The organism is Saccharopolyspora sp. 6M, assembly GCF_020176775.1.
Classification (GTDB): Bacteria; Actinomycetota; Actinomycetes; order Mycobacteriales; family Pseudonocardiaceae; genus Saccharopolyspora_C; species Saccharopolyspora_C gregorii.
Genome location: NZ_JAIUJZ010000028.1, coordinates 1 through 11,809 on the forward strand (window position 1 = coordinate 1; position 11,809 = coordinate 11,809).

The following is an 11,809-nucleotide window of genomic DNA, read 5'->3' on the forward strand; positions in this document are numbered from 1 at the left end:
GGGGGGTGCGGGATTCGCCACCACCATTGCGCTCCTTGGTCCTCCCCGTGACCCCCCAAAACAAACCCCCCCTGTTCCGTGCCAACACGGGTACTCGGGCCCGGGCCCGTTTCGCTTTGCCCGGCCCGAAGGGTCAGCACGCGGTCAGCGAGGCCCGAGCCCGTCGTCAGCCTCATCGGTGAGCGCACGCAGCATGCGATCCCCTCCATCCGTCCGCCGGGTGTAGAGGTCCGGGGTGGTCGAGGACCGTTCATGTCCCAGGACGCGCTGAACCATGTTCACCGGAACACCGTCGTCCACCAACCAGGTCGCGTAGGAGTGCCGCAAGTCGTGGAAACGCAGTCCCTCCCCGGCATTCGCGGCAGCGACCTTCACGGCCTGGCTATGTGTCCGGCGCTTCTCCGTACGCCCCTCCCCTGCCGCGTCCAGCCAAATCGCGACGAAACCGCCGTCCTCCTCGGTGACTTGACCGAGCAGTCCTGCCAGCACGAGCGAAGGCCGCCGCACCCGGGAGCGGAACAGCGTCCGCCGATGCGGTTTTCCCGCCATGTTCGCGAAAACCGGTGCACGCTCACTCGATGGAGGCCACTCCCGCAAGTGGTCGCGACTATGCCGGGCCGGCCAAGGAGGCAACGGCACCGATCGCCTTCCCGCGCTGGACTTCGGGAACGGCTTGAACGAGGTGTTCCGGCTGACCTCCACCACCGTCCGGATCACGCTCAGCGTTCCCGCTTCCAGGTCAAGAGCGTCCGGGCAGAGACCGACGACCTCGCCCCACCGAAGCCCAGCACCACCGGTCACAGCGACGAGGGCGCGATAGTAGTCCGGCACCGCAGGCAACAGCTTCCGGCGGAAGTCCTCCCGGCTGATGATCTGCTCAGCGGTCTCCCGCTTGCGCCGGCGACGTCATCGCCAAGCTGCACCAGCTCTAGTCCCAAGCCAGTGCCCCAGGGTGCTCGTGTTCAGAGTTTCTTTTCTTCATCAAGGGCGGCCCCTGCGGGGCCGCCTGCCAGCTGTATGCGAGCCCCCGGCCAAGTCGGGGGCGCAGAAGGAAGGCAGGCGGCCGGGAACCGCGCAGGGGTCGTCGAAGAGATCGGTCACGAGCATCCGTCGCCCGGGCAATGGCGGGCTTGGGACACATTTCCAAAGCCGGTGTGGCTGGGAGGACAGGGTGGTCGCCTTGGCCACTCCCGTGGGCAGGGGCCCGTCACCGGGCGTCGTGGCTCGCCTGCTGGTGGTTGCGTCTCACAGAAGGCCGGGAAGTGACGTCTCGTTGCGCTGGCTCGGTGGATTTGGCCGTGGTTGATCGTGTGTTGCGGCACACTGATCGGCGTGGTGGAGGACGCGAAGACCCGCAACGACTTCAGCGGCACCGGCGAAAGCGTGGTTCAAGCCGGCCAGGTGCGGGATGTCTACCAGACCACGCAAGTCCACCCGACCGAGCCGGTGGCGTGGCCGTGCCGGGTGGGGGTGGTGCCGCTGCCGGCGGACTGTTTCCAGTATCGGGCGTCGAGTGCGGAACTGACCGATGTCGCCGGGGCGGGCGAGACCACGGTGCTCACCCAGGTGTTGGCCGGCCTCGGCGGAGTGGGCAAGACGCAGCTGGCCGCGCAGTTCGCCGAACATCACTGGGCTGCCCAGGGGTGTATCTACTGGCGTGGATCACTGCGAGCTCCCGCGAGGCGATCGTGTCCAGCTACGCCACCGCCGCGACCAAGATCGGACTCACTCGCGGAGACGGCGATGAGGACCGTGCGAGCCAACGGTTCCTCGAATGGCTCGCGGAAACCGACCGGCCCTGGCTGATCGTGCTCGACGATCTCCACGACCCCGGCGACCTCCGTGATCTATGGCCGCCGCAACGCTTCATCGGCCGAGTCGTGGTCACCACCCACCGCCAAGACGCCAGCCTCGCCGCTCATCATCGTCACCTGATCAAAGTCGGGCTGTTCACTTCGTCCGAAGCTGTCGGCTACATCCGTGCGAAGCTCACCGACAGGCCGGAACTAGCCGAGGGGGCGGCGGAACTGGCCGATGATCTCGGTTACCTGCCCCTCGCACTGGCCCAGGCCACGGCGTACCTTCTCGACCGGAATCTCACCTGCGCCGACTACCGGCGACGCCTAGCCGACCGCCGTCGGCAACTGGCCCAGTTGCTGCCCGAAACCGGCAGCCTCCCCGATGACCACCAGGACACCGTGGCCGCTACATGGTCACTGTCCCTCGACTGGGCCAACCAGCTCAGCCCCGCGGGACTGGCCCGTCCGTTGCTGCAGCTGGCGGCGGTGCTCGATCCCAACGGCATTCCAGGGGACGTCTTCACCACTGCTGCGGTGCAAGCCCACCTCGCTGACGCGTTAGAGGACTCGGGCGCTGTTGAGGCGGATCGCGTCGCCGACGCGCTGCAGAACCTCCGGAGACTCAGCCTGGCCGATATCGACCACACCGACCGCTACCGCACCGTGCGAGTCCACGCTCTCGTGCAGCGCGCCACCCGCGAGACCTTCCCCGAAGACCACAGCGCAACGCTCGCCCACGCCGCCGACGCACTGCTCGAAATCTGGCCCGAAATCGAACGCGATACCGCTCAAAGCCAGGCACTCCGCGCCAACACCGACCACCTCCACACCCACACCGTCGCCCATCTGTGGCACCCAGACGCCCATAGCGTCCTCTTCCGCGCAGGCAACAGCCTTGGTGAAACCGGGCTTGTCGCCCACGCCGCCACCTACTTCCACCACCTCCACGATCAAACCCACCACACACTCGGCCCCGACCACCTGGACACCCTGACCACCCGCAACAACCTCGCCTCCTGGCGAGGCGAAGCAGGAGACCCGACCGGCGCAGCACACGCCTTCGAAGAACTACTCACCGACTACACCCGGATACTCGGCCCCGACCACCCGGACACCCTGACCACCCGCAACAACCTCGCCTCCTGGCGAGGCGAAGCAGGAGACCCGACCGGCGCAGCACACGCCACCGAAGAACTGCCTGGCTCCTAGTCGTGTTCTTGGAGCACATGCGGCTCGGAGGTGACCGAAGACGACGGCAACTGACCGGTGGTTCATGGCTGGCCGCCCCCGGTACTCGTGTCGAACAGGCCCCGTCGTCCCGGAAACTCCGGCTTCAACGCGACCGACGGGGTCGGCAGCAGATCAGCGGCGCCCCGAAGCGCTGTAGGGTTCCGGTGGGAGTTCGAGGGGCGCTGCAGCGGGTTCGGCCTGTCACGCTCGGGTTCCTGTTTCCGGCCAAGGGCGTCTTCCGTGGTGGAGGAGACCGCTGTGGCACTGCGCTCGAACGAGATCACCTACTCCGCTCCCGAGGTCGGCGAGCACGCGGCGTTGCGGGCGATGGCCCGGGAGTCGTTCGCCGCGACGTTCGGGGCGCGGTACGACGCGGGGCCGTTCGGGGTGTTCCTCGACGAGGCTTACGGGCCCGGTGGGTCGATGGATCGGGATCTGGGGAACCCGGACGTGCGGTGGCTGGTGGCGTTCCACCGGTCGGCGCCCGTCGGGTACGCGAAGGTGACGCCGTTGCGGGCGCCCGCGGTGGACCCCGCGCCGGGCGCCGTTGAGCTGCAGCAGATCTACGTGCTCGCGGAGTGGCACGGTCGCGGGGTGGCCGTCGAGCTCATGGAGTGGGCGTTGCGGACCGCCGCCGCGCGGCGGGCTCCGGAGATCTACCTGACGGTGTTCGACCACAACGAGCGGGCGAAGCGGTTCTACCGGCGGTACGGGTTCGCGGAGGTCGGGCGCTGCACGTTCACGCTCGGCGACCGGGTCGACGACGATCGGATCTGGCGGCGCGAGCTCTGACGTCCGGGCCGGGCTGCGGGGGTAACGCACGACCGAGCGGAGCGGCCGGGGAAACGCGCCGCCGAGCCCCTTCGCGACTCCGACCCCGGCTCGACCGAGGCTCCGCCCGCTACTCCGAACCCGGCTCGACCGGGGCTCCGACCCCGGCTCGACTGAGCCGCCGCGATTCCCCCGGCGCGGCCCGGCCTCCGCCTGCGATCCCGGATCCGGCACGACCTGACCTGCACCCGCGATCCGGTGCTGCCGGGCCGGGCCCCGTTCGCCGGGGCTCGTGCCGATGGGAGGAAGGGCGGGCCGCGGACCTGCACCGAGCGTGCTCACCGATCCAATCCACGCATCACTCGATGCGAAACAAGTCTTGGACGGGATCGGTCGCTGCTCCTTACGCTCACCTGCAATCGCAGTCCGCTGTCAGCCAGGAGGAACGCACATGCCGGCCATCGCTCCCAGCGAGCTCGCCCACCGCCTCGGTTCGGGGCTGTTGTCGTTCCCGGTCACCCACTTCACCGATGATCTCGAGTTCGACGAGGCCGCGTACCGGGACAACATCGCCCGGTTGGCGAAGTACGACGTGGCGGGGTTGTTCGCGGCGGGCGGCACCGGCGAGTTCTTCTCGCTCACCCCGTCCGAGGTCGGCCGGGTCGTGCGCGCCGCCGTCCAGAGCGCCCCGGAGAGCACCCCGGTGCTGGCCCCGGCGGGGCACGGCACCGCTCAGGCGGTGGCGTTCGCCGAAGACGCGGAGGCCGCCGGGGCGGACGGCGTGCTGCTGTTCCCGCCCTACCTGACCGAGGCGTCCGCGGCGGGCCTGGTGGCGCACGTGCGCGCGGTGTGCGCGGCGACCTCGCTCGGCGTGGTGATCTACAGCCGGGCGAACGCGGTGTACACGGCGGAGGCGGTCGCGGAGCTCGCCGACAGCTGCCCGAACCTGATCGGGTTCAAGGACGGCGTGGGAGACCTGGAGAACATCACCCGCATCCACTCGCGGCTCGGCGACCGGCTCGTCTACATCGGCGGGCTACCGACCGCGGAGACGTTCGCGCTGCCCTACCTGGAGCTCGGCGTCACCACCTACAGCTCGGCGATCTTCAACTTCCTGCCGGAGTTCGCGCTGGCCTTCTACGCGGCGGTGCGCGCGGGCGACCGCCCGCGGGTGCGGCGGCTGCTCGACGAGGTCGTGCTGCCGTACACGGCGATCCGGGACCGCAGCCCGGGCTACGCGGTGAGCATCGTGAAGGCGGGCCTGGACCTGGCGGGCCACCCGGCGGGCCCGGTGCGGCCGCCGCTGACCGACCTGGACGAGCAGGAGCGCGCGCTGCTGTCCGAGGTGATCGCGGTGTCGCGCACGCTCGCCCCCTGAGCCGCGGGGCCGGGCGTCGACGCGGAACCCGGCCCTGCCCCCGCTCCGTGCACCTTCCAACGCTGTGAGGAACGCATGACTCCACCCCCGCCCCCGGAGACCGGCCGGTCCGTGCTCGACCCGCCCGGCACGGGGCGCCCCGATCAGCACGAACGGGGCGCCCCCGACGCCGCACCCGCGCGGCGCCGCCGCGGCCCGGCCCGGGAGTCCGTCCTGGCCGCCGCGAAGGCCGTCGCGGGCATCGTCGGGCTGTTCGCGCTGTGGGAGATCGCCGTGCGGGTCTTCGACCCGCCGGAGTACCTGATGGTCGGCCCGCTCTCCGCGTTCGTGGAACTGGCCGAACGCCCCGGCTACTTCGCGGAGAACACGTTCATCACGGTGCAGGAGGCGCTGGCCGGGTTCGCGCTCGGCACCGCCCTGGGCGTGCTGTGCGGGGCGGCGCTGCACTACTCGACGACGGTGCGCAGCTTCCTGTACCCGGCGCTGATCGCGATCGACACGGTGCCGAAGGTGGCGCTGGCGCCGCTGTTCATCGTGTGGTTCGGCTTCGGCTTCGAGTCGAAGGCGTTCGTGGCGATGGCCATCGCGTTCTTCCCGCTGGTGATCAACACCTACGACGGGTTGCGCTCGGTGCCGCACGAGCTGCAGGAGCTGGCGCGGATCAACAAGGCCTCGCAGTGGAAGAAGATGACGAAGATCGAGTTCATCCACGCGATCCCGTCGATCCTCTCCGGCGCGAAGATCTCCATCTCGCTGGCCGTCGGCGGCGCGGTCGTCGGCGAGTTCATCGCCGGGTCGAAGGGCCTCGGCTACGTGATCATGCTGGCGAACAGCCAGATCGACCTGCCGTCGATGTTCGCCGCGTTCATCGTGCTGGCCGCGATCGCGCTGGTGCTGTTCTTCCTGGTCGACCTCGCCGGGCGCAAGCTCGTCCCGTGGAAGCAGCACACCCGATGAGGCCGCGGACGCTGCTCGCGCTGGGCTCGGTGCTGGCGCTGCTGACGCTGGTGTCCTGCGGCGCCGACACCGGGCGGGAGCGGATGTCGCTGATGCTCGACGTCAGCTGGCTGCCGAAGCACGCGCCGTTCGTGTCCGCCGTCGAACGCGGCTTCTTCGCCGCCGAGGGCATCGACCTGGAGGTCATGCCGGGCTCCGGCTCCACCAACACCGTCACCGCCGTCGACACCGGCAAGGTCGACTTCGGCTGGGCCGACTACGGCTCCTCGGTGCTCAGCCAGGGCCGGGGCGCCGAGGTCAAGCAGGTCAACCTGGTGCAGGCGCGCTCCGCCTACGCGGTCATCGCGCTCGCGGGCACCGGCATCGACGACTGGCAGGACCTCCGGGGCAAGACCGTCGCCACCGAAGCGACCGGGGCGATGACCGCGATGTGGCCGTACGCGCTGAGCAAGCTCGGCATGGCCGTCGAGGATGTGAACGTCGTGCACGCCACCGGGGCCGCGAAGATGCCCGGCCTGGTCGCCGGGCAGTGGGACGCGAACCTCGCGCTCTACGTCTCCGACCAGCCGACGCTCGACGCGCTGGACCGGGAGGCCACCGTGCTGAAGTGGTCCGACCTGGGCATCGACCTGTACGGCAACGGCATCGTGGCCTCCGACGAGAAGCTGCGCACCCACCCGGACCAGGTGAAGCGGTTCAACCGCGCGATGCAGCGGGGTTTCCTCTGGGCGTGCGACCACCCGGAGCAGGCCGCGCAGGACTTCGGCGAGGAGGTCAGCGGGTACGAGGACCGCACCGTCGTGCTCGCCATCGACGAGCAGTGCGAGCTGAACTGGGGCGCGGGCGACGCCTACGGCGAGATGGACGACGCGGGCGTCCAGCAGATGATCGACGTCGCGCGGGACTTCCTCGGGCTCAGCCCGGACTCGCACCTCACCCCCGCCGACGTCTACAGCAACGACTACCTCGAACCGCTGCACCGCGGCCAAGCGATCCCAACGCCGTGACGGAGAGCCAGATGAGCCACGAATACGCGATTTCGGTGAACGACGTCGGCAAGACCTTCCGGTCGCGGGACGGGCAGCACAACACCGTCCTGCGCGGCATGGACTTCCGCGTGCGGCCAGGGGAGTTCGTCTCCATCGTCGGCCAGTCCGGCAGCGGCAAGACGACCCTGCTCAAGACCATCTCCGGGCTCCAGGACCCCACCGAGGGCGAGATCCTGGTGAAGGGGCGCCCCATCAAGGAAGGGCTGGAGGACATCGCGATGGTGTTCCAGAGCCCGGTGCTGCTGCCCTGGCGCAACAACCTCGACAACGTGCTGCTGCCGCTGGAGTTCCGCGGCACCCGCGATCGCGCGGCCGAGGACTACGCGCGGGAGCTGCTGGAGATGGTGGGCTTGGGCGACCGCGCCACCCGCTACTCCTACGAGCTCAGCGGCGGCATGCAGCAGCGCGTCGCCATCTGCCGCGCCCTCGTGTCGCGGCCCGAGCTGCTGCTGATGGACGAACCGTTCGGCGCGCTCGACGCCATGACCCGGGACTCGATGAACTTCGAGATCCAGCGGATCTGGCGCAACACCGGGTGCAGCGTCCTGTTCGTCACGCACAGCATCCCGGAAGCGGTGTGGCTGGCCGATCGCGTCGTCGTGGTCGGCGGCAAACCGGGCCGCATCGTCGCCGACGTCGACGTCGACCTGCCGCGGCCGCGCGGCAAGGAGCACCGCTTCTCCCCCGCCTTCTCCGAGTACGCGACCGAGATCGAGTCGCACATCGGCGTCACCACCGGCATCAGCTGATCACCACCCAGGAGGAACACATGTTGCACCTCACCGCGGACGAGGCACTGGTCGAGCAGCACTACGGGCTCGACGCCCGGCGCAGCCTGCTGTTCTCCGCGATCCGCCTGGACTCGCACCCGCTGGTGAGCCCGCTGATCGCCGAGCGCGACGGCGAGCGTCACCTGCTGGTGCGCCAGCAGGAGCAGGGCAACGCGCTGTCGGCGGGCGTGCCCGCGGAGCAGATCCGCTTCTACGCCCCGTGGGTGACGATCGATCCGCGGGTCGTCGAAGGCACCCGGGTGGCGGGTTCGCTGCCGGAGCTCGTCGCCGAACTCGCCGGGGACGGGCGGGTGCACCTGGCCGCGGACGTCGTGCTGGCCCACCACCGGGCGTTCACCGCCTCCGGTGCCCTGGAGGTCACCGTCGACGCCACCACGCCGCGACCGGTGGTCGCCCACGAGGTGGACACCGCATCCGTGCTGGCCCGGTTCGCCGAATGGCGGTCCGAGGGCGCGCGGGTCGCGGAGAAGCTCATCGACGGGGTCGAGCACCTCGACGGGCTCGCCGCGGAGATCCCCGACGGCACGGACACCCGGTACGCGGCGCTGACCGAACTGGCCACCGAGCGCGCGCTGGACGCGGTGCTGCTGGCCGCCACCCCCAACCACACCGAGGTCACCGGGCACGAGCAGCCGGCCGGAGCGGTCGCCGTGTGGCTGCCCGCCGCCGGGCGCCTCCTCGTGCTCGCCCCGGAAGGCACCTCCGGGCTGCCCGGCACGCCCGTCGGCCGGTACGACTCGTTCGGGGCCGCGGTCGCCGAGCTGAGCCCCGGCCCGCGCGTCGGCGTCGAGGAGGAGTTCGTCGGCATCGGCTTCGCCCAGGAGCTGGAGCGGGCGGGCAGCGAGCTCGTCGGCGTCTCCGCGGCGCTCGGGCACTGGCGCGACGTCCGGGACCACGAGGACCTCGCGTTCCAGATCATCGCCGCGCGGACCAGCGTGTTCGCCATCGAAGCCGCGCTGGCCTGGGCGGAGCGGGGCATCGAGGAGGGCCGCGAGTTCACCGAGCTCGACATCTACGCCGTCTACCTCGACAAGATCGTCGAGTTCCGCACCGAGCGCGACATCCCGTTCGGCATCGAGCCGTACTTCACCAACCTGCACTCGTCGAACCGGATGCTGTTCCCGGGGCCGCCGGTGGACTTCCCGATCAACCGGGACACCACCTGCATCCAGCTCGACGCGGGCGTGCGGATCGTGGCGGGCGGCGTCACCGTCGCCACCTCCGACATGGCCCGTTCGCTGCCGCGCACCGCGGGCGCGAAGGAGGCGTACGCGTTCTTCTTCGACGTGGTGCGCGAGGGCATCATCGGGCAGCTGCGCCCCGGCGTGGTGTGCCAGGACGTGCACGAGGGCACGTTGGAGTACTTGGCGCCGCACCTGGACCGGATGCGCGAGATCGGCGTGCTCGGCACCGAGGTCGACTTCAACACCGAGTACCGCAAGCGCAACGTCGGGCACCTGATGGGCAAGCAGGAATCGTTCGCGAACGAGCTGCGCCCCGGCTACGAGCACGTGCTGCGGGTCGGTTCGTTCGGCGCCGCCGAGATCCCGTGGCGGTACGACGACGTGGCCATCGGCACCGAAGACCTCTGGTACATCGGCGCGGACCGGACCTACGTGGTGAGCAAGTGGTGAGCGCCGTCCGCAGCAGGCTCGCCGAGCTGTCCCTGGAACTGCCGGTGCTCGGCCCGCCGAAGTACGCCTACGAACCGGCGGTGCTGTCCGGGGAACTGCTGCACGTGTCCGGGCAGATCTCCCGCACCGCCGCCGGCGAGGTCCTCGGCGGGCGGCTCGGCGCGGACGCCGACGTGGCCGCCGGGGTGGCCGCCGCGCGGGTCAGCGCGCTGAACCTGCTGGCGCGGGTCGACGACGCGGTGGGGCTGGAGAACGTGGTGCGGGTGCTCAAGCTGAACGCGTGGGTGAACAGCACCCCGGACGCGATCCAGCAGCCCGAGGTGGTCGACGGCGCCTCCCGGCTGCTGATCGACGTGCTCGGCGACGCGGGCAGGCACGCCCGCACCGCCCTGCCCGCACCGACGCTCCCGCAAGGGGCGCTGGTCGAACTCGACGCGGTCATCACCGTCCGCTCCTGATCGCCCGATCCACACCCGAGGTCCGGTTCGGGAGGCGGAATCCCGCCCCTGGGCCGGACCTCGGCGCGTCCGTCCACGATGGACACCCGATCCGCCGGACGCGGGTCCGCGTTCAGTCCTCCGCTGCCGGGGCCGGGGCCGGGTGCGCCGCCCGGCGTCGCCCGGTGACGAGCCGCGGGCGGGTTCCGGGCGTCGGGGCGGTGAGCACGACGAGGCAGCCGAGGACGAGGGCGATGCCGACCCAGCCCGCGGCGGGCAGCCGTTCCCCGACGACGAGCACGGCGAGCACCGCGGCGACCGCCGGTTCCAGCAGCGACAGCGTGGTCGCGGTGCTCGCGGCGATGTGCCCGAGCCCCCAGCCGAACAGCAGGTAACCCAGGAACATCGGCACCAGCGCCAGGTAGACCCCGACCGCCGCGTTCGTCGCCGACGCGAGCAACGGCGCCCCGGTCGCGACCAGCACCGGCAGCAGCAGCACCCCGCCGAGCCCGAAGATGCCACCCATCGCCACCGCGGACGAGACACCGCCGCTGATCAGCCGGTGCGCGGCCCACGAGTACGTCGCGTAGGTGCCCCCGGCCACCAGGCCGAGGACCACGCCCAGCGCGCTCCCCCACCCGGGCGCGACCGCGGCCGCGCCGCCTTCGGCGGCACACAGCAGCACCGTCCCGGACAACCCGAGCCCCGCGCCGAGCAGCCAGCGGCGGCTCAGCCGCCGCCCGTCGACCACGCGCTCGACCAGCGCGGACGCCAGCGGCGCCGACCCGATCGACACCACGGTGCCCGCGGCGACCCCGGCCAGGTGCATCGAGCTGTAGAACGCCAGCGGGTAGACGGCGACCGCCACCGCGCCCAGCAGCACCGGTCCCGGCCGGGCGCGCAGCAGCCGGGCCCCGCGCACCAGGCGCGGGCCGGCGACCAGTGCTTGCAGCAGGCCGCCGGTGCCCATCGCGACGGCCCCGATCGCCAGCGGCCCCACGTCGGGTGCGAAGCTCGCCGCGGTCCCGGTGGTCGCCCACAACACCGAGGCGAGCAGCACGGCCACCACTCCGAGCGAGCTGCCGTTGCGGCTCACAGCCGGTCCACCAGGTCCGCCGCCATCGTCCGCGCGTGCCGCAGCCGTTCCCCGTCGCCTTCGAGCCCGGCGCGGGCCATCGCGCCTTCGAGCAGGAACGCCAGGTGTTCGGCGGCGGCGCGCGCGTCCTCGGGCCGGTCGGGCAGCTGCTCGCCGAGGGCGTCGGAGAGCAGCGACTCGACCTCTTCCTTGTGCCTGCGCACCACCGCCCGGCCGTCGTGCCCGGCGGGCAGCTCGGCGGCCGCGTTGAGCAGCCCGCAGCCGCGGAACCCGTGCTCGTGGGCGAGTTCCGCGTGGTCCGCGTACGCGTCGAAGACGGCGAGCACCCGGCCGCGCGCGTCCGCGGCCCGCGCCAGCCGCCGCCGGTGCAACTCCCGCCACTCCTCGTGCCGCGCTTCGAGGTAGGCGCGCACCAGGTCCGCCTTGGAGGAGAAGTTGTTGTACAGGCTCATCTTCGCGACACCGGCTTCGGTGGTGATCGCGTCGATCCCCGTCGCGGACACCCCGTCCCGGTAGAAGCGGCGCGCCGCCGCCGCGAGCAACCGCTCGCGCGCGCTGAGCCGAGCACCCGCACCGACCACCGCAACCTCCTCGCCACCGCGACTGGGTAGACCAGTCTACCTAGTCAGCTGCCGAGGACCAGCTCGCCCCGGACGGCCGAGCACTC

The 11,809-nt window shown here is 71.1% G+C and carries 11 protein-coding genes; 8 read left to right on the forward strand and 3 right to left on the reverse strand.

The genetic code is table 11. From position 1 onward, the window contains the following. Positions 1-144: 144 nt before the first annotated feature. Entirely contained in the window at positions 145-831 is a 687-nt protein-coding gene (locus tag LCD31_RS04920) for a tyrosine-type recombinase/integrase (RefSeq protein WP_374201641.1), read from the reverse strand. Between the two features lie 857 nt (positions 832-1,688). Between LCD31_RS04920 and LCD31_RS04925 the strand changes: the two genes are divergently transcribed. The 8 genes from LCD31_RS04925 (at position 1,689) to LCD31_RS04960 (ending at position 10,067) form a co-directional block, all read left to right on the forward strand. Beyond that, positions 1,689-3,008 (forward strand): tetratricopeptide repeat protein, encoded by a 1,320-nt coding sequence (locus tag LCD31_RS04925; protein WP_224956245.1) that lies wholly within the window; start codon positions 1,689-1,691, stop codon positions 3,006-3,008. 279 nt (positions 3,009-3,287) lie between these two features. Continuing rightward, positions 3,288-3,821, forward strand: a complete 534-nt coding sequence (locus LCD31_RS04930) for a GNAT family N-acetyltransferase (RefSeq protein WP_224956246.1) — start codon at positions 3,288-3,290, stop codon at positions 3,819-3,821. A gap of 430 nt (positions 3,822-4,251) precedes the next feature. Continuing rightward, positions 4,252-5,178, forward strand: a complete 927-nt coding sequence (gene kdgD / locus LCD31_RS04935) for a 5-dehydro-4-deoxyglucarate dehydratase (RefSeq protein ID WP_224956247.1) — start codon at positions 4,252-4,254, stop codon at positions 5,176-5,178. A gap of 75 nt (positions 5,179-5,253) precedes the next feature. Further along, complete coding sequence (locus tag LCD31_RS04940; protein WP_224956248.1) at positions 5,254-6,135, forward strand: ABC transporter permease; 882 nt, start codon at positions 5,254-5,256, stop codon at positions 6,133-6,135. Then, the gene (locus tag LCD31_RS04945; protein ID WP_224956249.1) at positions 6,132-7,142 is read left to right on the forward strand and encodes an ABC transporter substrate-binding protein; all 1,011 of its coding nucleotides are present in this window, start codon (positions 6,132-6,134) and stop codon (positions 7,140-7,142) included. Before LCD31_RS04940 ends, LCD31_RS04945 begins: the two co-directional genes overlap by 4 nt. A gap of 11 nt (positions 7,143-7,153) precedes the next feature. Beyond that, a complete protein-coding gene (locus LCD31_RS04950; protein ID WP_224956250.1) occupies positions 7,154-7,933 on the forward strand; it encodes an ABC transporter ATP-binding protein in 780 nt (259 codons plus the stop codon). Between the two features lie 20 nt (positions 7,934-7,953). Further along, the gene (locus LCD31_RS04955; RefSeq protein ID WP_224956251.1) at positions 7,954-9,609 is read left to right on the forward strand and encodes a M24 family metallopeptidase; all 1,656 of its coding nucleotides are present in this window, start codon (positions 7,954-7,956) and stop codon (positions 9,607-9,609) included. Further along, positions 9,606-10,067, forward strand: a complete 462-nt coding sequence (locus LCD31_RS04960) for a RidA family protein (protein ID WP_224956252.1) — start codon at positions 9,606-9,608, stop codon at positions 10,065-10,067. Before LCD31_RS04955 ends, LCD31_RS04960 begins: the two co-directional genes overlap by 4 nt. A 112-nt stretch (positions 10,068-10,179) precedes the next feature. Here the strand turns inward: LCD31_RS04960 and LCD31_RS29475 are convergent, their stop codons facing one another. Together LCD31_RS29475 and LCD31_RS04970 are read right to left on the reverse strand one after the other, a co-directional pair. Beyond that, on the reverse strand, positions 10,180-11,142 hold the full coding sequence (locus LCD31_RS29475) for a DMT family transporter (protein WP_224956253.1): 963 nt from the start codon (positions 11,140-11,142) through the stop codon (positions 10,180-10,182). After that, the gene (locus LCD31_RS04970; RefSeq protein WP_224956254.1) at positions 11,139-11,723 is read right to left on the reverse strand and encodes a TetR/AcrR family transcriptional regulator; all 585 of its coding nucleotides are present in this window, start codon (positions 11,721-11,723) and stop codon (positions 11,139-11,141) included. The genes LCD31_RS29475 and LCD31_RS04970 overlap by 4 nt, the downstream gene beginning before the upstream one ends. Positions 11,724-11,809: the final 86 nt, after the last annotated feature.